Source organism: Campylobacter sp. CNRCH_2013_0898h, assembly GCF_025772965.1.
GTDB lineage: Bacteria > Campylobacterota > Campylobacteria > Campylobacterales > Campylobacteraceae > Campylobacter_D > Campylobacter_D lari_D.
The window spans coordinates 21,535-41,273 of the sequence record NZ_JAKMTD010000007.1; the positions used below are offsets into that span (position 1 = coordinate 21,535).

Below are 19,739 nucleotides of genomic sequence, written 5' to 3' on the forward strand. Positions count from 1 at the left end.
CCTAGAGGCTTATTTTAAATAAATTTTCATTTTCTTATTTTCTAAAATAATTCCATCATCATCACTAATAATTTGAAATTCTCCATTAAAATATCTTAAGAAGTCGTTTTCAAATTTCATAGATTCTTGATCGCAAAGCATTTTTGTCGAAGCAAGATTATCTTCTATTTTGATACTACTTCCTTGATCTTTATAGTTTCCAAAAAATCTATTACATCCTGATACACCAAAAACTCTTTTATCTTTATTATCAAAACTAATGCTTGCTTTAGTATTTTGAGGAAGTTCATGATTTTTTCCATTAGCTTCATAAGAACTTATAGTAAATTCTTTATTTTGTAAATCATCAACACTTAAATTTGCCACAGAACACCCACTAAAAATAGCTAAGCTCGCTATACTTAATGTGATTATTTTTTTCATTTTTATACTCCTTTGATTTATACATGAAAATGTTTTAATTCATCCTCTAAATTTTGACAAACTATATTTAACTCATGAGCAACATCTAATAAAATTTTTGAAATTTCTTCATTTTTATCACTTAATTTTACCGTTTCTTGCATTTTATCAAGCAAAGATTGCAAAGTTTCTTGTGTGCTTGAAATTTTTTGCATGCAAGCATTTGCTAAATCTCTTGCATTTTCATTGCAAACTTTTACTTCATTGGTTCCTTCTACAAGTTCTTTTGCATCTTGATTTAAAGAGTTAATTTCGTTAGCATTGTGTTTTAACTCTTTAGAAACTTCATTGATACTATCTACCAATTGTTTGGTTACGATGGCAATATTTTTTAAAAATTCTTCTGAATTTTGAGCAAGATTTCTTACATCTTCAGCAATAACTGAAAAGCCACGACCAAATTCTCCAGCACGCGCAGCTTCAATACCTGCATTTAAAGATAATAGATTGGTTTTATCAGCAATTTCTCCCATCATGTCAGAAGCTTTTTTAATCTCTTCTGCTTGTTTTTCCATAACTTCTACTTTTTGAGACAATATATCTTCATTTTCAGCTACAACTTTTACCTTATCTACTACTTGATTTAATGAGTCAAGCATAGTGTTTAAAACTTCAAAAGATTTTGTATTGGCTTTATTTGCGTTATTTGAAAGTTCAGCAAGATCTTGTAATTCTGTATGAATTTGCTCACTTAAATGATAAGATTCATCAGTTTTTGTATGACCTTCTTTAGTTCTATTTGCTAGATCGAGTGCATTAGCATTTAAAAGTTTAGATTGTTTATCTACCATTTGAGAATTTTCATTAGTAGAAATCACTGTATTTTGAATTTTTTCAATAAATTGGTTGATGTAGGTGCAAGCTTTACCTATTTCATCGGTGCTTTTTATATTAATTCTTGCGCGTAAATCTCCATCGCCGCTAGCTAGTTCTTTGGCATGTTTTAAAAGATCTAAAACAGGATTACCTACAACTATTTTTAAAATATAAAGTACAGCAAAAACGGTAAAAAGTAAAGCAACACTAAAGATTATAATATAGGTTCTAGCTGAACTTGCCAAATCATCATCTACATGTTTTAAATCATTGTACATATCCATAACACCCAAAACATCACCTTCTTTAGCATTAGCATGACAAGCAAGACAACCTTTATTGGCGATAAGTGGGCGTATAAGTCTTAGATAATGTCCTTGTTCGTTATTGATTTCAACGGCTTTAATTTCTGGCTTGTTAAATTGCTCGTTGATAATACTCTCATCACTTTTTGTAAAATGTTGTATTTCAAAGAGCTCAACTGTGCTTTTTGAAGGATAAATTTTAATATCTTTTATACCTTCTATTTCACCAGCATCTTTTATAGCTTGTTCTATAATAGCAGGATCGCCCAAATTCATTGCCATTCTTAATGTTTGAAAAACAGAAGTACTTAAAGTATCTAAATGTGCACGGCTGATTCTATCTGTAGTTTGTTGAGAATCTTTTTGTAAGATAATCTGCATGATAATAAAACTAATTAGCAATGTAGAAATCATTGCTAAAGATATTTTTGCACCTATGCTTTTAAACATTTAAAACTCCTTTTATTAGTGTAAAAAGTGTCTTATGCCGCTAAAGTATAATGCGATACCATACTCATTAGCAGCTTGGATGATATCCTCATCTCTTATGCTTCCACCTGGTTCAATGATGGCTTTTACTCCTATTTTGCTAGCCTCATCTATACTATCTCTAAATGGAAAGAAAGCTTCGCTTGCTAAAACACAACCATTTAGATCAAGCCCCATTTCCTTGGCTTTATTAATAGCTGCTTTAGCTGCATCGATACGACTTGTCATACCCATACCAATGGCTACCATAGCTCCATTTTTTACATAAACTACATTGTTTGATTTAGTAAATGCAGCAATTTTCATAGCTATTTCAAGATCTTTTAATTCTTGTTCATTAGCTTTTCTTTCGCTTTTTAAAATCGCATTTTTTAATTCATCTTCTTTAACTTCATCACTATCTTGATATACAAAACCACCATCTATGTGCTTAAAATCATATTTATCATAAGCTCTAGTTAAAAATGGCGCTTTTTGTGTAAAGATTTTAATACGCTTTTTATCTTTAAAAACTTCCAAAGCATCATCGTCTACATTTGCTGCAATAATAACTTCTATATAAATTTCATTGATTTTTTGCGCTAATTCTTTATCTAAAGTTCCATTGATAGCAACAACCCCACCATAAGCACTTAAGGTATCGCATTTAAGAGCATGGATATAGCTTTGGAGTAAGTTTTCTTTTATGGCAAATCCGCAAGCATTTGCATGTTTTACAATGGCTACTGCCGGAGCTTTATCAAAAGCACTTGCTAAATTTAAAGCCGCGTTAATATCGGTTAGATTGTTAAAACTTGCTTCACCTTTTAAGGTTGTAAAATTGTGTGTGAAAAAGTCATCAAATTCATATAAAGCACCTTTTTGATGAGGGTTTTCTCCATATCTTGTGTCAAACACTTTTTGACCTACGATAAATTTACTTGCACCAAAGCCACCATTAAAACGCTCATTCATATAATTTGCTATGTAAGCATCATAATTTGCTGTATGCTCATAAGCTTTGATCATCAATGCTCTTCTAAAATCAAGATCTAAGGTATTATCTTTTAAAGCTTGTATGATTTTATCATAGTCTAAAATATCACAAACGACAATGACATTTTTAAAGTTTTTTGCACCACTGCGTATCATAGCAGGACCACCAATGTCGATATTTTCTACAATCTCATCAAAATCTTGGGTTAAAATTGTAGTTTTTTTGAAAGGATATAAATTCACACAAAGCAAGTCTATACTTTCGATGTTGTAATCTTTGGCTTGTTTTTGATGATCTTCATTTTCTCTTTTGTATAAAATTCCACCATGAATTTTTGGGTGCAATGTTTTAACACGCCCTTCAAACATTTCAGGGCTTTGAGTAAATTCACTAACTTCTTGTACTTGTAAATTATTTTCTTTTAAAAGCTTATAAGTACCTCCGGTGGATAAAAGCTCATAACCTAATTTAGTAAGTTCGCTAGCAAATTCTACAACACCTTCTTTATCACTCACACTAATTAGTGCTTTCATTAATTTTTCCTTTCTATATATTGTTTTAAAAATTCATATGATTCATTAATTTCTTGAAATTTTTTAACACCTTCTTTGATTTTTTCTTCATCACTATTGTTTGCGTTTAAAATATCAGGGTGGTATTTTTTGGCAAGTTCTCTATAGCGTTTTTTAAGCTCTTGTAAGTTTGCATTTTCATTTAAGCCTAAAATTTCACAAGCCTTTTGTAAATTCATACCTGTATTTTGTGTTTGCATAGAGTTTAAAAGTTTTTCAAGTATATTTACATCAAGTTCAAAAGCTCTAATGATAGCTCTTAAGACATCTTTTTTGGTATTGTTAAGTTCTCCATCAATCAAAGCCATTGCTACTAAGACATTTAAAATATTAATTCTTTCTTGTTGTGGTAAAGGCACTTCTTTGATAAACTCTTTGGCTATATCAAAAGTATCATTTAAAGTGTTTTTATGTTCATTAAAACATTGTTTTAAAAAATCTCTTTCTTTTTTATCTTTAGCATTATAATCAAGAATTTGTGAGATCATGTTTGCTTCATTCTCGCTAACTCTACCATCACTTTTTGCTATTTTTGCTAAAAGCGCTATAACATAATAGTTTAATCTCCTTTTAAAGCCATCAATCCTTTCTTCATGATAGCCTTGTTTAAAGCCTTGAGAGAAGCTTTTAGCTCCTTTTTTGAAAGAGCCTAAAAGATCATCTTTACCCCAAGTTTTATAATACCAATAAAATGCAAGAATTGCTAATACTAATAAAACAAAAAGCATTTCTATCCTAAATATTCTTTAAATTTATCAAAATAAATTTTTTGTAGTTTTACTAAAGATATCTTAATATCATCTAAAACGAAATCTTTTTCATTTAAAATTCCAAGTTTTGCAAAATTAATTTTCATTTTGTTTGCAAATTCAATAAAATTTTCTTCATTTTTAACACCAATTACAACTCTAGTTGGACTTTCTTCAAAAATAAAACTTCTGTTTTTAAAATTTGTTTTTACATTTACACCCAAATTCGCCTTTGCGCTCATTTTGGCTAAAGTCATAGCAAGACCACCTATGCCTATGCTATTAGCACAATCAAGTAACTTTGCTTCGTTTGCTTTTAGTAAGAAATCCCATAGTTTTAATTCTGCTTTAAAATCTATATCTTCAAGCTCTCCTGCGACTTTTTGATCTAGTACTTTAGCAATCAAAGATCCACCAAAACTACCTTTGCTTTCTCCTATTAAATAAATAGCTTGCGTTTCTTTACTAAAGTATGATTTTAAAACATTTTCTGCTTTTTCGTGAATACCAACGCAAGCTATGGTTGGACTTGGAAAAATACTTACTCCATCGGTTTCATTATATAAAGAAACATTTCCGCTTACCACAGGGGTATTGAGTTCTTTACAAGCTAGTTTAATACCTTCGCAGCCTTGAGCAAATTGCCACATTACTTCAGGGTTTTGTGGGTTGCCATAGTTTAAACAATCACTAATTGCCAAAGGTCTAGCTCCCGAGCATGCTATTTTTCTTCCCGCACTTGCAACGGCTGCTGCTGCACCGATTTTTGGATTTACATAGTTTAATCTTGAGTTGCACTCAATGGCCATAGAAAGCAAGCAATTATTTTCTTTAATTCTAATACTATTTGCACCTAAAGCCCCATCGCTTTTTAAAGTGTTAGTTTGTACGCTTGAGTCAAACTGCTCATAAATATAAGCTTTATTGCTGATATTTTCATTTGCAAGAAGTTTTTCAAAGGCTTCTTGAGTGGGAATGCTAAGTTTAAATTGATAGTTTTTTATTTCATCTAAGTATTTTGGCTTAGCCACAGGTCTATCAAGTATAGGTGCTTTTTCGCTTAGTGGTTCAATAGGGATTAGACCAACTAATTCATCATGCCAAAATAATTCCATTTTGCCAGTATCTGTAACTTCGCCTATAATGGCTGCATCAAGCCCCCACTTATTAAAAATCTCAATAACTTTTTCTTCATAGCCTTTTTTAGCACAAATTAGCATTCTTTCTTGAGATTCACTTAGCATTAACTCATAAGGAGTCATACCTTCTTCTCTCATAGGAGTTTTATCAAGGTAAAGTTTCATCCCGCTACCACTGCGTCCTGCCATTTCAAAAGAGCTTGAAGTAAGTCCTGCTGCACCCATATCTTGAATTCCAACTATATAATCAGTTTTGAAAAGTTCCAAACAAGCTTCCATTAATAATTTTTCAGCAAATGGATCACCAATTTGAACAGTTGGTCTTAAGCTTTTGCTAGATTCATTAAAACTATCGCTTGCCATTACAGCTCCACCAAGTCCATCACGACCAGTTTTTGAGCCTACATAAATTACAGGATTTCCTATACCTTCAGCCTTTGCATAAAAAATATCTTCGATTTTGCAAGTTCCAAGTGCAAAAGCATTAACTAAGATATTTCCATTAAAGCACTCATCAAAAGCACATTCTCCACCTATAGTAGGAACACCCATACAATTACCATAGTGTGAAATTCCACTTACTACACCCTTAACTAAATATTTTTGATGTTTGCCTATTTTTTCATCATGGATATTACCAAATTTTAAAGAATTCATACCTGCAACAACTCTAGCACCCATGGTAAAAACATCGCGTAAAATTCCACCCACACCAGTAGCTGCACCTGCAAATGGCTCTATAAAACTTGGGTGATTATGACTTTCTACTTTAAATACAGCAGCCATTCCTTTGCCTATATCTATTACTCCAGCATTTTCACCAGGACCTTGGATTACCCAAGGAGCTTTAGTTGGAAAGCCATTAAGGTATTTTTTACTTGATTTATATGAGCAATGTTCACTCCACATTGCAGAAATCACTCCAAGTTCTAATAAATTAGGTTCTCTACCTAGTATATTTAAAATTTCTTGATATTCCTCATCGCTAATTTTGTGTTGTTTTATAACTTCTTTATCCATAATTATCTCCTTTTTATTTTCCTAAACAAAAATTACTAAACATTGCATCTAAAATTTCATCTCTTTCAAAATTTTTGGTAAATTGAGCTATTTCTCCTATGGCTAAATTTAATTCAAAAGCAAAAAGTTCTAAAGAACTTTCCTTTAATAAATCCCTTGCACGCAAAATAGCTTCACTAGCATTTTTACAAGCATTGAGTATTAAAGTATTGCTAATTAGCATTCCATCGCCATCTAAAGTATTTAAGTATTCATTTAAACTTTCTTTAATGGCTTGGGCGTTTTCTTGGGCGCAAATGCGTATACAAGAAGTGCTAATTTCATGTTTAAATTTGGTAGCCAAATCGCTTTTATTTAAAACATAAATGATTTTTTTATCACAATCTTTTAAAGCTTGTAAAATATGTTTATCTTCTTCTTCAAATTCTTTAGATCCGTCAAAAACAGCTATAATAATATCTGCTTCTTTAATGCTTTCATAACTTAAGTTGACTCCGATTTTTTCTATCTCATCATCTGCGTTTCTTATGCCTGCTGTGTCGATGATTTTAATTAAATGTGAGCCTATTTTTAAACTTTCCTCGATACGATCTCTTGTGGTGCCTGCAATATTAGATACAATAGCTCTATCAAATGCTAAAAGCGAATTTAACAATGAACTTTTTCCGGCATTTGGCTTGCCGATAATAGCAACTTTAAAGCCATTTATAAGACCTTTTTTACTTAAGGAAATATCTACTATATCGCTTAAAAGTTTTGAATTTTTTTCACACATAGCAATGATTTGATCAAGTAGATCTTGCGGTAAATCATCATCTGCATAGTCAATGCTAGTTTCTACAAAAGCAAGAGTTTGAACAAGGTCTATTCGAATGGCGTTTAAAAATTTACTTAAATCACCTTTAATATTTTTTGCTATGATATTTGCAGCACTTGTTGATTTTGACATGATAGCATCTTGTATGCTTAAAGCTTTTAAAAGATCCATTTTGCCATTTAAGCAAGCTCTTTTGCTAAATTCTCCAGGATTAGCAAGGCGCGCGCCTGCTAAAACAAGCTCATCGAGTAAAATTTCACTCAAAGAAAAACCGCCATGAAGTTGAAATTCTACAATATCTTCTCCTGTAAAAGAGTAGGGTGCTTTAAAATAAATTACTAAAGCCTCGTCTAAAAAGTCATTATTGTTTTTATAAAGTTTGCACAAGCGTGCATAGCGTGGTGTGAGTTCTTTTTTGTGGGTAATTTTTAATGCAAGTTCTAAAGCTTTTTTTCCACTTACTCTAATGATGCTTATAGAGCCCACTCCGTGAGCTGTAGCAATAGCAGCTATCGTGTCATTCATTCATTTTTCTTCAAAAAATCATTCACAACGATATATCTTTGATCGTCATTTTGTTTGATAGCTACATACTTATCAGGAAAGCGTTCTCTTAATTTTTCTAAAGCAAGTTTTAGCCAAATTCCATCTAGTGGTTTTGTTTGAACTCTTCCAGTGTTCTCTACTTTTTCTATGAGAATTTTTAAATAACTATCAATAGCTTGGGTTTGGTTTTCCAAAAATTGTGCTATTTCTAGTCTTGGTTGAATTTTATATTTAGCATTAAGCCAATTATAAAGTAAATATGAAAAAGCTTTATATCTGTGAGCTTCTTTGCCTATAAGCAAGGCTGCATCTTCTCCATCAAGTTTAATTAAAACACAGGTTTCATCCCAAACACTAACTTGCACAACTTTAATATCAAAATCAAAAGTTGCTAGTAAATTTTCTAGTGAAATTTTTATCTCATCAATATAAGAAACAATGTTTTTTTCTTCTGAAGACTCCTTATGAAAAGAATCAAAAATAGCATCATTTTTTACTTTGTAATGTTCTTTAGGTTGAGCAATATTTTCAATTGGTTTTTGAAAATTTTCTTTATATTCTTTTTTATATTCATTTTTTTCAAAATTTTTTTGAGAATATTTGTTAAATTTCTCATTTTGATTTTTTTTAGGTTTTTCATTATGGACTTTTTGAGTTTTTTTATGTCCTTTAATACAGATTATCGCATTTTTTTTAAAAAGGCCAAAAAATCCTGCTTTAGCATGTTGAATAACTTCGTATTCTAAGTCAATCACAGAGCACTCAAGTTGTTTTGAGGCTTCTATGAGTGCAGTTTGTAAGTCTTTAGCTTCTATGTTCATGTTTAGCTATTTCCTCTTTTTTGTGGTTTTTGAAAAGCTTATTAACAATTACTTGTTGGATAAGTGAGCATATATTATTTACACACCAATATAAAGTTAAACCTGCTGGGAATGTTAAGAAAAAGAAAGTGAAAATTAATGGTAAGAATTTCATAATCTTTTCTTGCATAGGATCTTGTATAGCCATTGGTGTAATAAGTTGTTGGATAAACATAGTTAGACCCATAAATATAGGTAAAATAAACCATGGATCCATCACAGATAAATCTGTAATCCAAAAAGCCCAAGGTGCAGCTTTAAGTTCTATGGCATTTAGTAAAACTCTATAAATTGCAAAGAAAATTGGAATTTGAATGAGTATAGGTAAACATCCGCTCATTGGGTTTGCACCATGTTTTTTATAAAGTTCCATCATATGTAAATTCATTTTTTGTGGATCACCTTTGTAGCGTTCTCTAATTTCTTTCATTTTTGGTGCTAAATCTTTGAGTTTATTCATAGAAATCATTGATTTGTAAGTAAGTGGGAAAAGAATAATACGCACAATTAAAGTCATCACTACGATAGCCCAACCCCAATTACCCAAATAACCATGTAAGAAATTTAAAAATTCAAACATAGGTTTAGCTATAAAAGTAAACCAACCATATTCTACCACATCATCTAAATCTGCATGAATGCTTCTTAAAATTTCATGCTCTTTTGAACCTATATATCCGGTTGCTTTAAAATTGTTAGTTGCACTTGCAAAAACGATAGAATTTTCGTGATTATCTTTAGTAACTACTGCATTTAAAGGTTTTTCAAAATTATAAAAGAAAGCACTATAATAGCGATCTGAAGCTGCCATAAGGGTTACATTAGAAAAACTTTCATCATTTTCTACATCACCATCTTCTAACATTGTTATTTTATCATCTTTATCTAAGATTAAAACTCCATGTACTGTATAACTATCAACTGCTATATTTGGACGATAACCTGGAGTGATAAAATAAGCTGTATCTTTGCTTAGATTTACTTCTAAATCATAATTTCCATATTTGTGAAAAGTGATTTTTTTAGTTATTATTAGATCATTTAAATTTTGAGTAAGAATTAATGTTGTATTTTCATCATTTACATTGATAGTTTTTTGACTAGCTGTATATACTGTATTGAATGCCTCTTGATTTATCTTTGTATCACTAAATCTTATTTCTAGTGGCAAAGGTGATAAAGAAGTATCTACTAGATTAATGCTTTTACCATTTTCATCTTTATATTTTTCATCGCTTAGATAAAATTTAGCTATTCTACCTAAAGAGTCAATATGTGCTTCAAAATGCTCACTTTTAACAACTGCTATTTCTTCTTTTTGATTAACACTAAGTTCTGTCTTTGGAGCTTGTGTATTTGTATTTGCGGTTGTAGTTTGTGGAGCTGAATTGTTTTGTTCTATATGAGTGATATTTTGCTCATTTTGTGGTGCTTTTGGGATAAAAAAATAATCATAAACTACAAAAAATAAAAATGATAATACAACGGCAATTAATATGCGTTTTTGCTGGGATAAATTTTCTGACACGGATTGTCCTTTGGAAATATAATCTTAATTAAAAAAAATTGATTATCATTGCAAGGGATATAAAAATAATTGAGTTGTTTTAAAGCATTAAAACTAGGTTTAAAACATACACCTGAGTTTAGAGTATTCTTGCGTATTTTAGGATAATCAATACCACCTTTAAAAAACGGATTGCATTTTAAAATTCTTAAAAAAACTGCACCAAATGCTTTAAAAATATTATTTTTTTTAAATTGCCATAAGGCATATTCAGAACAACTTGGATAATACCTGCAGCATTGTGGCTTAAAAGGGCTGATAAAGAGCTGGTAAAATCTAATAAGTTTTAAACAAGCTATTTTATACATCCTATTTTTTTCAAACCCCATTTCAAGTTTTTTTCTAATTTTAAAAAAGGAATTTCAGTAATACTTGTCTTAGCTACAAGTATGTATTTCCCGTTTTCGACTTGATTTTTAACCTGAAAAAAAGCTGATCTTAAGAGCCTTTTGGCTCTATTTCTAACGACAGCTTTTCCAACTTTTTTACTAGCAACAACAGCAAATTTTTTTTCTTTACTTAAAGTATAAAAGATGATTACACCTTCACAGTGCCACTTTTTACCTTCTTTATAAATTGTTGCAAACTCTCCTAAGTCGTTAATACTTAGAAAATCTTTTATACCGCTAATCTTTTTCTACCTTTAGCGCGTCTAGCATTGATCACCTTACGACCATTTTTGCTTTTCATACGCACGCGGAAGCCATGAGTTCTTTTTTTAGGAGTTTTGTGTGGTTGATATGTTCTTTTCATATTCTTTCCTTAACTTAAAATAAAAAACAAAATAATAAGCGTGTATTTTATCAAAATCTTACTTAAATCTGCTTTTAATTAAGAGTTATTTTAAAAGTTTTTGCTAAATTTTTGTTTTATTTTTATGTATTTTAAGGAAAAATCATGAGTTTTGAAATTTGTGAGAGTAAAAAAGAAGATTTAGAAAAAATTTTAGAATTAATTAAAGAGCTTGCTATCCATGAAAATATGCTTGAAGATGTAAAATGCACAACTAAAGAACTTGAAGAATCTTTTTTTGAAAATAAATATGCCAAGGCTTTAAGTCTAAAAGTTGATGGTAAAATCATAGGTTATGCAATGTATTATTTTACTTTTTCGTCTTTTTGGGGTTTAGGTGGGTTATATCTAGAAGATATTTATATACAGGCAAAACATAGAAAAAAAGGCTATGCAAAAGCTGTTTTTAAATATTTAGCACAAATTTGTAAAGAAAAAAATCTTAAAAGATTAGAATGGGTATGTTTGAACGATAATGATTTAGGGATTGAGTTTTATACTAAATTAAATGCAAAGCATATGAATGAGTGGAGAACTTATCGTTTAGAGGGTGAAAATTTAGAAGCATTGATGTAATGAATAAGCGTAATTTGTATTATTTAAAAGCTTTTGGTTATGAATATTTTAACGAGCAAAAACAAATTAGGCATTTTAATTTAAGTTTTAAAGAATTAAACGAAAGGGTAAAAACCTGCAATCTTTGTCATTTTTCTAGACTAAGAAAGCATAGTTTAATGGAAAAAGAAGCCAAAAATGCTAAAATTTTGATTTACCAAGCTTTTGTTGATAAAGAAGAAAATGAGAGTGGAAAGTTTTTTGCTTCTAAAAATAAGCAAGAGTTTTTAAGATTATGCAAGGAGCTTTTAAATTTAAAAGATGATGAGATATATTTTTCTTATATGTTTAAATGTTTTAGTAATTTTAAAATAGACGATCAAGCATTAAAATTATGCTTGCCGTATTTTTATAATGAGCTTGATTTTATAAAAGCAAAGATTATTTTATGTCTTGGCCAAGAAGCTTTTGCAAGTTTGGGTTTTGAGAATTTTCAAAAATATAAAGGACAATGTATGTATTATAATAATGCCTTATTTTTGCCAAGCTATGATTTGAATTTTTTGAGTAAAAATCCTAGCTTTTATGCTGAATTTATAGAAGATATTAAAAAAATAAAAGGTTATTTATGAGAAAAAGTTTAGTTTGTTTGATGATGAGTTTTGTTTTAACTTTAAATGTCTTTGCGAAAGAGCAAAAACCATCGCCCATAGAACCTAGTGAGTCTTTTTATCCTAATTTAGAATTTCAAAATTGTGATAATGATTGCTTATTTACTTTGTTAGAAACAGGACTTTATTTTAATTTTTTATCAAGATTTAATAATGATAATGCAAATGAGCTTTTAGTTAATATCTATACCAAACTTTTAAATTCTATTATAGATTTTGAAAAAAGAATTCAAAAAAATGCTAGCATAAAACTAGCTATTGTTATACCTGAACAAACGATTAAAAGTTATTCTAATACTATTATAAATTCAAGCATAGCGTATTTATTAAGACAAAGAGCGCAAATAAAAGTAAAGGTGTTTTTAATAGGCACAGAAGATGAGAGCAAGATAACTAAAGCTTTTAAACAAGCTCAAGATGAGAAATTTAATTATATTATCGCAGGTTTTACAGATAAAGGTGTGAAAAATTTATTAAAAGAAAGCCTTGATTCTAATGTAAAGGTTTTTATTCCTACTGCACATAAAAGAAATTTTGATACGCAAAATGAAAATGTGTATTTTGGAAGTATAGATTATCAAAAACAAATCCAAAAACTTTTGGAATACTCCAATGGTAAAAATATTATTTTTTCAGATGGAACAGCCTTAGCTAATCGCTTAGATGAGAATGTTTTAAACGCAGGTAATGGTAGTGAGAAAATTTATACTATTAATAGTTCTAAATTTGATTTTAGAAGCATTTTAAATCAAAATAGAAGTTTTCAAGATTCTAGTATTATTTTAAATACTTCTTTGATTAAAACAGCACTCATAAGCTCACAAATAAGAACTTATGATATAGAGCCTTTTGTATTATTATCAACTCAGATTAATTATAATCCTATCTTGCTAAGTTTAACGCAAATTAATGATAGAAAAAAACTTTTGCTAGCAAATTCCATTTCTAATGAGGATCAAACTCTAAGCTATCTTAATGAGCTTTTTTCGCAAAATATTAATTACAACTGGATAGCTTATGCAACTAGCGTGGGCCTTGATTATTTTTATACGCAGTTTTTAGATAAAGATTCTCAAAGAATTTTTGATGAGGGTTTAAATGATAATCAATTTGACTATAAGGTTAAAATCATTCGCTCGCAAGGCTTAGGTTTTACTCCTTTGCAAGATCAGTAAAAACCTTAGTTATAGTCTCATCTATAGGGGCTACTTTTTCATTTTTTAAAAAAGCTAGGGTAAATTCAGCTTCAAAAAGCTTGGTATTTTCTTTATAAATCTCTTGTTTTATACAAACTGAGGCTTTTTTAAGCTTTGTGATAAATGTTTTTACTTCTATAAGATCTCCAAGTTTAGCGGGTTTTAAAAAGTTACAATTTGCTTTAGTAAGTAGGAAATGTCCTGTATTTTTATCAAAAATTTTTGCATTTTTTTGAAAAAATATCTCACTTCTTGCTCTTTCGCAAAATTTTAAGTAGTTGCTATGGTATACCACTCCACCTGCATCGGTATCTTCATAATAAATTCGTATTTGCATTTTAGACCTTTTATTTTATTATATATTGATTGGAAAATATCGCTTGCAATCAACTTTTTTATTGATAAATTTGTTGAAATTCTACTTAAAATGTCATAAGAAAAGCATAAAACATTCTTGATTTTATATCTTATGTTAAAATTGTATTTTATATCATCAAAAAAAGGAAAATCATGCAAGTTTTGCAAAAAATGTTTAAATTGCTAGCTATTATGGCTTTTGTTCTTGGTGTGAGTGCAAATGCACTTAGTGAGGGTAAAGAGTATGTGGTTTTAAAAACACCTATCCCAAATGCACAAAATTCTCTAATAGAGGTATTTTCTTATCGTTGTATTCATTGCTATAATCATCATCAATTTCACACTCTAGCAAAAGTTAAACAAGCTTTACCAAATTTAAAATATGATCTTTTCTCGGTAAGTTCTATGCTCGAGTATGGTGGTGCTTTAAATGAGATGTTTGCTTTAGCTTCTTTTAAAGAAAAAGTTTTAGGTTTAGACGTTACTAGTGAAAAAAGTCTTACTTATAAGCTTGCTGATGTGTATTTTGTAAGTCATTTTGAAAAAAAATTAAATTTAAATAATCTTGATTTATTTTATAAAATAGGTTTAAATGCTATTGGTGCTAGTAAAGAAGAATTGCAAAAATTTTTACAAACTAAAGAAGCCAAAGAGCTTTTAGTTGCTTATGATGTAGCTAATGAAATTTCAAGAAATTATGGCACGCCTGCTTTTGTAGTAAATGGCAAATATCAAATCAATCCTGAGTATATCACTTCTTTAGAAGAACTAATCCGTATAGTTAAAGAACTTTCTACCAAGTAATGCTTTTTTAAGCATTGCTTTTTGTAATTTTTGTGATAAAGTATTATTATTTTTTATTTTTTTAATAATTATATTTTCATTTTGAAATTTTTTCTTATTGTTTAATTAATATTTAAGTTATATTAATATAACTTTAGCATGTTTATAATAAATTGCAAATATTTATTATATATAAAATACAAATAGGAGAAATAAAATGAAATTCAACTTAAATAATTTGTCAAAAGCAATGGCGGCAGCTGCTTTTGTTCTTGGTGTGAGTGCAAATGCACTTAGTGAGGGTAAAGAGTATGTGGTTTTAAAAACACCTATCCTAAATGCTCAAAATTCTTTAATAGAAGTATTTTCTTATCGTTGCACACATTGTTATGATCATCATAAGTTTAATACCATGTCAAAAGTCAAAGAAAAATTACCACAATTAACTTATAAATTTTATCCTGTTAGCTCTATGGGTGATTATGGTAAGCAAGCTAATGAAATTTTTGCTTTTGCTGCTTTTAAAGATGAGCAAAATAAAGTAAGTCAAAGCGATAAAAATAGTTTAACTCATAAAGCTTCTGAAGCATATTTTGATGCTTATTTTAAGAAAAAACAAAGATGGGGAAATGGAGCCAATCCTGAAGCGTTTTATGAAGTAGGATTAAAAGCAATTTCAGCAAGCAAAGAAGATTTAGATAACTTTTTAAAAACTCCTGAGGCTAGTGAAATTTTAAAATCTTATGAAAATGCTAATGATATCTCTAAAAACTATGGTACACCTGCATTTGTAGTAAATGGTAAATACCAAATCATACCACAAGCTATCACATCTCCACAAGCTTTAATAGAAATAACAGAAGAATTAAGCAAGATGTGATTTGAGGTATTTTATGAGTTCTTGTCCTGTTAGTAGAGTTAGTGCTTGGCAAAACACTAGAATGCCTTGGTTAATAATGGTTATAGCTATGGTAGGCTTAACTTTTATAGCACACTTTTTGTTTCAAGAATACCTTTATATGGAGCCTTGTGAGCAGTGTGTTTATATAAGATTTGCTATGTTAACTATGGCTTTTGGTGGTATATTAGCTTTGATAGATCCTAAAAATGATTATTTGAAAATTTTTGCTTATACTTTTGTATTTTGGGGTATATGGCTTGGTATAGAGTATTGTATTACTCTTAATCATATCCACGAGGTAGTACATTCAGAAAATCCTTTTGCTGGTGTTGATGGGTGTAGAGAAATTCCTATATATCCTTTTAATTTACCATTGCATGAATGGGCACCAGGATGGTTTTTACCAACAGGTGAGTGTGGTATGGATACACCTATAGTACCTGAAGATGTTTATGGTAGTTTAAATGCTTTTCAGAAATTTTTTGTTGGAAATCCTCCAAATTTTGAAGATGGGTTGTATAGTAATGGTTGGTATTTGATTCCTAGTATGGAATTTATGAATATGGCGATTTGTTGTTTGTTGGCTTTTGTTGTTTGCTTGGTGATTTTAGGAAGCATGTTTGTTTCTTATACATTTTCACATTCTAAGGCTAAATTTTATGCTTTGATTGTTTTAATATTAGTAGTTTTGCTAAAAATTTTAGGTGAGCCAAGTGTGCAAATAGCTTAATAATATAAAAAAGGAGAAAAAATGAAGATTAGTAAAATTGTAAGTAGTATTTTGCTTGCTAGCAGTGTTGTTATGGTAGTGCCTAGTGTTTCTTTGGCTATGGGTGGACCTAGTGGTGCTAAAATTGATTGGGAAATTCAAGGCAAAATTGGCGCAGTAAAGATGAATCCTTATGGTTTATCTCCGCTTAGTGCTGTAATTATGGATGGTGGATATAAACTAAGTGATGTAAGCGTAACTATAGTTCCAAAACCAAATGGGCAAACTATATCTTATAAGGTTAGCCCTAGTAAAATTAAAACTTATGGAGGAATTCCTGTTTTTGGACTTTATCCATCATATTTTAATACAGTAAAAGTAAGTTACACTAAAACTGCTTTTGGAAAGAGTGAAAAAGTAGATGAGGTATATAAAATAGCAACTGGTGGAGTTAATATAGAGCCAAGTGGAAGTATTATGCAAAGAGGTGTGCCTTTTGAAAAAGTAGAAGTGATTAAAGTAGATAAAGGTTTTGAAAATAGGTTGTATTTGGTTAATAATGCTCCAGGGAAACAAAGTGGAAAAGGCTCTCAATCTGTTTGGAATAACCCAGCAGGTGGTGCAATGGAATGGGATGAGAATTCAAACGCATTTATCATTGATACAAAAGGTGAAATTCGTTGGTATTTTGACAATGATAAATTAATGGATTGGAATAATATTTACAACCGTGGTATTATGATGGGATTTAGGCAAAATACTGATGGGGCTTTAACTTGGGGTTTTGGACAAAGATATGTTAAATATGATTTAATGGGTAGAGAAATTTTTAATCGTCTTTTACCTTCTTCTTATATAGATTTTTCTCATTCTATGGACAATATGCAAAATGGAAATTATCTTTTAAGGGTGGCTTCTGCCAATGTTAAGCGTCCTGATGGTAAAAATGTGCGTTCAGTACGCGATGTGATAGTAGAAGTTGATAAAAATGGTAATGTAGTAGATGAGTGGAGATTGTTTGAAATTTTAGATCCATATAGAGCAAATGTAATCAAAGCATTAGATCAAGGTGCGGTTTGTTTAAATATTGATGCGAGTAAAGCAGGGGTTACTTTAAGTGATGAGGATTTAGCTAAAATGGACGCAAGTGATTCTTTTGGCGATATAGCAGGCACTGGAGTAGGGCGTAACTGGGCTCATGTAAATAGCGTAGATTATGATCCAAGTGATGATAGTATTATTATTTCAAGTCGTCATCAAAGTGCTATTATAAAAATAGGACGCGATAAAAAAGTAAAATGGATACTAGGAGCACATAAAGGATGGGGAGAAAAATATAAAAAAACACTTTTGCAACCTGTTGATAAAAATGGTAAAAAGATAGTTTGTGAAGATGAGTATAGCAAATGTCCAGGATATGAAAACGAAGAAGGTGGTTTTGATTTTACATGGACACAGCATACTGCTTTTAGAATAGATGAAAAATCTGACAAAAGATATATTTATATCACAGCTTTTGATAATGGCGATGCAAGAGGTATAGAGCAACCTGCTTTTGCTTCAATGAAATACTCAAGAGCAGTTGTGTATAAAATAGATCAAAAAAATAAAACCGTAGAACAAATTTGGGAGTATGGAAAGCAAAGAGGCAATGAATGGTTTTCACCTGTCACTTCTTTAGCAGAATACCATAAAGATAAAAATTCCATCATGGTTTATAGTGCTACTGCTGGAATGTCATTTGACTTAAGTAAGGGTGCTGCTGTAGGTGAGCCAAAACCTGAAATAGATGAATTTAAATGGGGAGCTAAAGAACCTTCAGTACAAATTCGCTTTAGCGGAGCAAGTACTGGTTATCAAGCTATGCCTATTGATTTAGAAAAAGCATTTAAATAAGAAAAAAGGGCTTTTTTAAAGCCCTTTTAATTTTTATAAATATCCTGCACCTAAAGCTAAAAAATAACCTACTATACAAGAAACAATCACACCAATTAATCCTGGTAAGATAAAGCTATGATTGATAACAAATTTACCTATTTTTGTAGTACCTGATCTATCAAATTGTATAGTTGCAAGATCGCTTGGATAAGTTGGTAAAATGTAGTATCCATAGCAAGCTGCTGCAAAAGCAATGATAATACCTGGTTCAACACCAATTCCTAGTGCAAGTGGCACAAAAGCTGCAATTGCTGCTGCTTGAGAATTAACAAATTTAGAAATAAGTAAAAGCATAATAGCATAAGTCCAAGGATGTTCTATAACGATATTACCTAAAGATTCTTTCATCATAGGAGTATGCACTGCAAACATTGTATCTGCCATCCAAGAAATTCCAAAAACAGCTACTAAGGCTATCATACCGGATTTAAAAATTTCATTTTTTGCAATTTTGCTTGCATCAAGTTTGGTAAAAATGATTAGCGCTGCACCTGCTAAAAGCATAAACATTTGAATAGTTGCTACCATATTCATAGGTTTGGTAACGCCTTTTGAGGTAAATTGTGGTCTAAGCTCTGGAAAAGCTCCAAGTATAGCTACTATAGCAATAGCACCTAGGAAAATCCACATAGCTACCCATTGGATAGTTGGAAGTTTTTGTCCAAGAAGAGTTTTACTATCGCCATAGATATATTCTCTTTGTTCTGGATTTTTAATCTTAGCTTGAAAATCCTCATCTTTATTAAGATCTTTTCCTCTAAACCAAGAAAAAATTCCTATAGCCAAAACACCTACTAAGGTAGAAGGTATAGTAATAGCAAGTAAATCTACATAGCCATCAAATCCTGCTAAAGGATGTTTATTAATTTCTGGATTTAAAAGTAGAGCTGTTAAGCTTACAACTGCAACTGAAACAGGACTTGCGATAATACCAAGTTGTGAAGAAATACTAGAAGCAGCCATTGGTCTTTCTGGGCGAATACCATTTTTAATAGCAATGTCATAAATAATAGGCATCATAGTATAGACAACATGCCCAGTTCCACAAAGCATGGTAAGAATGCAAGTTACAAATGGCGCTAAAATAGTTAAGAATTTAGGATTTTTTCTTAGAACTTTTTCTGCAATTTGCAACATTACATCCAAACCACCACTAGCTTGCAAAGTTGCACTAGCAACAACAACAGCTAAAATGGTAAGCATAACATCAATAGAAGGTTTTCCAGGTGCTACAGCAAAACCAAAACTTAAAACTAATAAACCTATACCGCCTAATAAGCCTAGAGCGATACCGCCTTTTTTTGCCCCATAAAAAAGACAAATAAGAACAACAATTAGTTGAATACTAAATTGAACACCTTCGCTAAGGCTAGTTAGTATTTCCATACTCTCTCCTTATTTTTGAAATATGTGAGAGTATAATCCAAGTTTTATTAATAGTAAATAAAATTTTTTATTATTTAAATAAATATTTACCAATATTTTGAATTTATTTATCAAAATATTAGTTATTTTATAT

General features: G+C 30.3%; 20 protein-coding genes. 7 read left to right on the forward strand and 13 right to left on the reverse strand.

From position 1 onward, the window contains the following. Window positions 1-9: 9 nt before the first annotated feature. The 11 genes from L8X50_RS05185 to rpmH are packed head-to-tail and all read right to left on the reverse strand — an operon-like array spanning window position 10 to window position 11,071. On the reverse strand, window positions 10-423 hold the full coding sequence (locus tag L8X50_RS05185; RefSeq protein ID WP_133319320.1) for an META domain-containing protein: 414 nt from the start codon (window positions 421-423) through the stop codon (window positions 10-12). A gap of 17 nt (window positions 424-440) precedes the next feature. Then, window positions 441-2,033 carry a methyl-accepting chemotaxis protein gene (locus L8X50_RS05190; protein ID WP_263659335.1) on the reverse strand — a complete coding sequence of 531 codons (1,593 nt, stop codon included), beginning with the start codon at window positions 2,031-2,033 and terminating at the stop codon, window positions 441-443. Window positions 2,034-2,048: 15 nt separating this feature from the next. Then, complete coding sequence (gene purH / locus L8X50_RS05195; protein ID WP_133319318.1) at window positions 2,049-3,581, reverse strand: bifunctional phosphoribosylaminoimidazolecarboxamide formyltransferase/IMP cyclohydrolase; 1,533 nt, start codon at window positions 3,579-3,581, stop codon at window positions 2,049-2,051. Further along, complete coding sequence (locus tag L8X50_RS05200) at window positions 3,581-4,348, reverse strand: DnaJ domain-containing protein (RefSeq protein WP_133319317.1); 768 nt, start codon at window positions 4,346-4,348, stop codon at window positions 3,581-3,583. Before L8X50_RS05200 ends, purH begins: the two co-directional genes overlap by 1 nt. 2 nt (window positions 4,349-4,350) lie before the next feature. After that, window positions 4,351-6,528: a phosphoribosylformylglycinamidine synthase subunit PurL gene (purL, locus tag L8X50_RS05205; protein WP_263660573.1), complete on the reverse strand. Its 2,178-nt coding sequence runs from the start codon at window positions 6,526-6,528 to the stop codon at window positions 4,351-4,353. Window positions 6,529-6,541: 13 nt separating this feature from the next. Then, a complete protein-coding gene (mnmE, locus tag L8X50_RS05210) occupies window positions 6,542-7,870 on the reverse strand; it encodes a tRNA uridine-5-carboxymethylaminomethyl(34) synthesis GTPase MnmE (protein ID WP_263660574.1) in 1,329 nt (442 codons plus the stop codon). Next, the gene (locus L8X50_RS05215; RefSeq protein ID WP_133319314.1) at window positions 7,867-8,712 is read right to left on the reverse strand and encodes a Jag N-terminal domain-containing protein; all 846 of its coding nucleotides are present in this window, start codon (window positions 8,710-8,712) and stop codon (window positions 7,867-7,869) included. The genes mnmE and L8X50_RS05215 overlap by 4 nt, the downstream gene beginning before the upstream one ends. Next, window positions 8,696-10,279 carry a membrane protein insertase YidC gene (gene yidC / locus L8X50_RS05220; protein ID WP_263660575.1) on the reverse strand — a complete coding sequence of 528 codons (1,584 nt, stop codon included), beginning with the start codon at window positions 10,277-10,279 and terminating at the stop codon, window positions 8,696-8,698. The genes L8X50_RS05215 and yidC overlap by 17 nt, the downstream gene beginning before the upstream one ends. Further along, the gene (yidD, locus tag L8X50_RS05225; protein ID WP_039664776.1) at window positions 10,243-10,626 is read right to left on the reverse strand and encodes a membrane protein insertion efficiency factor YidD; all 384 of its coding nucleotides are present in this window, start codon (window positions 10,624-10,626) and stop codon (window positions 10,243-10,245) included. Before yidD ends, yidC begins: the two co-directional genes overlap by 37 nt. Beyond that, window positions 10,614-10,940: a ribonuclease P protein component gene (gene rnpA, locus L8X50_RS05230; RefSeq protein WP_082018444.1), complete on the reverse strand. Its 327-nt coding sequence runs from the start codon at window positions 10,938-10,940 to the stop codon at window positions 10,614-10,616. Before rnpA ends, yidD begins: the two co-directional genes overlap by 13 nt. After that, complete coding sequence (gene rpmH, locus L8X50_RS05235; protein WP_012661270.1) at window positions 10,937-11,071, reverse strand: 50S ribosomal protein L34; 135 nt, start codon at window positions 11,069-11,071, stop codon at window positions 10,937-10,939. Before rpmH ends, rnpA begins: the two co-directional genes overlap by 4 nt. A 141-nt stretch (window positions 11,072-11,212) precedes the next feature. Between rpmH and L8X50_RS05240 the strand changes: the two genes are divergently transcribed. Genes L8X50_RS05240 through L8X50_RS05250 form a run of 3 tightly spaced genes read left to right on the forward strand, consistent with a single transcriptional unit; the run spans window position 11,213 to window position 13,511 of the window. Continuing rightward, window positions 11,213-11,686 carry a GNAT family N-acetyltransferase gene (locus L8X50_RS05240; protein ID WP_263660624.1) on the forward strand — a complete coding sequence of 158 codons (474 nt, stop codon included), beginning with the start codon at window positions 11,213-11,215 and terminating at the stop codon, window positions 11,684-11,686. Further along, window positions 11,686-12,297, forward strand: a complete 612-nt coding sequence (locus tag L8X50_RS05245; protein WP_263660576.1) for a uracil-DNA glycosylase family protein — start codon at window positions 11,686-11,688, stop codon at window positions 12,295-12,297. Before L8X50_RS05240 ends, L8X50_RS05245 begins: the two co-directional genes overlap by 1 nt. Continuing rightward, window positions 12,294-13,511 (forward strand): hypothetical protein, encoded by a 1,218-nt coding sequence (locus L8X50_RS05250; RefSeq protein ID WP_263660577.1) that lies wholly within the window; start codon window positions 12,294-12,296, stop codon window positions 13,509-13,511. The genes L8X50_RS05245 and L8X50_RS05250 overlap by 4 nt, the downstream gene beginning before the upstream one ends. On the opposite strand, the gene L8X50_RS05255 is transcribed toward L8X50_RS05250, so the two are convergent. Further along, on the reverse strand, window positions 13,489-13,869 hold the full coding sequence (locus L8X50_RS05255) for a YbgC/FadM family acyl-CoA thioesterase (RefSeq protein WP_087699453.1): 381 nt from the start codon (window positions 13,867-13,869) through the stop codon (window positions 13,489-13,491). The genes L8X50_RS05250 and L8X50_RS05255 overlap by 23 nt on opposite strands. Before the next feature lie 173 nt (window positions 13,870-14,042). Here L8X50_RS05255 and L8X50_RS05260 point away from each other — a divergent pair, with 173 nt between their 5' ends. From L8X50_RS05260 to L8X50_RS05275, 4 genes are all read left to right on the forward strand, one after another. Further along, on the forward strand, window positions 14,043-14,693 hold the full coding sequence (locus tag L8X50_RS05260; RefSeq protein WP_263660578.1) for a thiol:disulfide interchange protein DsbA/DsbL: 651 nt from the start codon (window positions 14,043-14,045) through the stop codon (window positions 14,691-14,693). Window positions 14,694-14,889: 196 nt separating this feature from the next. Beyond that, the gene (locus tag L8X50_RS05265) at window positions 14,890-15,552 is read left to right on the forward strand and encodes a thiol:disulfide interchange protein DsbA/DsbL (protein WP_263660579.1); all 663 of its coding nucleotides are present in this window, start codon (window positions 14,890-14,892) and stop codon (window positions 15,550-15,552) included. Window positions 15,553-15,565: 13 nt separating this feature from the next. Then, window positions 15,566-16,303 (forward strand): protein-disulfide oxidoreductase DsbI, encoded by a 738-nt coding sequence (dsbI, locus tag L8X50_RS05270; protein ID WP_263660580.1) that lies wholly within the window; start codon window positions 15,566-15,568, stop codon window positions 16,301-16,303. 21 nt (window positions 16,304-16,324) lie between these two features. Then, complete coding sequence (locus L8X50_RS05275; RefSeq protein WP_263660581.1) at window positions 16,325-18,178, forward strand: aryl-sulfate sulfotransferase; 1,854 nt, start codon at window positions 16,325-16,327, stop codon at window positions 18,176-18,178. A gap of 33 nt (window positions 18,179-18,211) precedes the next feature. Here the strand turns inward: L8X50_RS05275 and L8X50_RS05280 are convergent, their stop codons facing one another. Next, entirely contained in the window at window positions 18,212-19,606 is a 1,395-nt protein-coding gene (locus L8X50_RS05280; RefSeq protein WP_263660582.1) for an anaerobic C4-dicarboxylate transporter, read from the reverse strand. Window positions 19,607-19,739: the final 133 nt, after the last annotated feature.

Excerpts from the sequence above, each read along its gene's own strand:
- purL (WP_263660573.1), bottom strand. The coding sequence starts at position 6,528 with ATGGATAAAGAAGTTATAAAACAACACAAAATTAGCGATGAGGAATAT.
- L8X50_RS05275 (WP_263660581.1), top strand. The coding sequence starts at position 16,325 with ATGAAGATTAGTAAAATTGTAAGTAGTATTTTGCTTGCTAGCAGTGTT.
- L8X50_RS05260 (WP_263660578.1), top strand. The coding sequence starts at position 14,043 with ATGCAAGTTTTGCAAAAAATGTTTAAATTGCTAGCTATTATGGCTTTT.
- L8X50_RS05250 (WP_263660577.1), top strand. The coding sequence starts at position 12,294 with ATGAGAAAAAGTTTAGTTTGTTTGATGATGAGTTTTGTTTTAACTTTA.
- L8X50_RS05280 (WP_263660582.1), bottom strand. The coding sequence starts at position 19,606 with ATGGAAATACTAACTAGCCTTAGCGAAGGTGTTCAATTTAGTATTCAA.
- L8X50_RS05190 (WP_263659335.1), bottom strand. The coding sequence starts at position 2,033 with ATGTTTAAAAGCATAGGTGCAAAAATATCTTTAGCAATGATTTCTACA.
- L8X50_RS05255 (WP_087699453.1), bottom strand. The coding sequence starts at position 13,869 with ATGCAAATACGAATTTATTATGAAGATACCGATGCAGGTGGAGTGGTA.
- rpmH (WP_012661270.1), bottom strand. The coding sequence starts at position 11,071 with ATGAAAAGAACATATCAACCACACAAAACTCCTAAAAAAAGAACTCAT.
- L8X50_RS05245 (WP_263660576.1), top strand. The coding sequence starts at position 11,686 with ATGAATAAGCGTAATTTGTATTATTTAAAAGCTTTTGGTTATGAATAT.
- yidD (WP_039664776.1), bottom strand. The coding sequence starts at position 10,626 with ATGTATAAAATAGCTTGTTTAAAACTTATTAGATTTTACCAGCTCTTT.
- L8X50_RS05200 (WP_133319317.1), bottom strand. The coding sequence starts at position 4,348 with ATGCTTTTTGTTTTATTAGTATTAGCAATTCTTGCATTTTATTGGTAT.
- L8X50_RS05215 (WP_133319314.1), bottom strand. The coding sequence starts at position 8,712 with ATGAACATAGAAGCTAAAGACTTACAAACTGCACTCATAGAAGCCTCA.
- L8X50_RS05265 (WP_263660579.1), top strand. The coding sequence starts at position 14,890 with ATGAAATTCAACTTAAATAATTTGTCAAAAGCAATGGCGGCAGCTGCT.
- L8X50_RS05185 (WP_133319320.1), bottom strand. The coding sequence starts at position 423 with ATGAAAAAAATAATCACATTAAGTATAGCGAGCTTAGCTATTTTTAGT.
- mnmE (WP_263660574.1), bottom strand. The coding sequence starts at position 7,870 with ATGAATGACACGATAGCTGCTATTGCTACAGCTCACGGAGTGGGCTCT.
- purH (WP_133319318.1), bottom strand. The coding sequence starts at position 3,581 with ATGAAAGCACTAATTAGTGTGAGTGATAAAGAAGGTGTTGTAGAATTT.
- dsbI (WP_263660580.1), top strand. The coding sequence starts at position 15,566 with ATGAGTTCTTGTCCTGTTAGTAGAGTTAGTGCTTGGCAAAACACTAGA.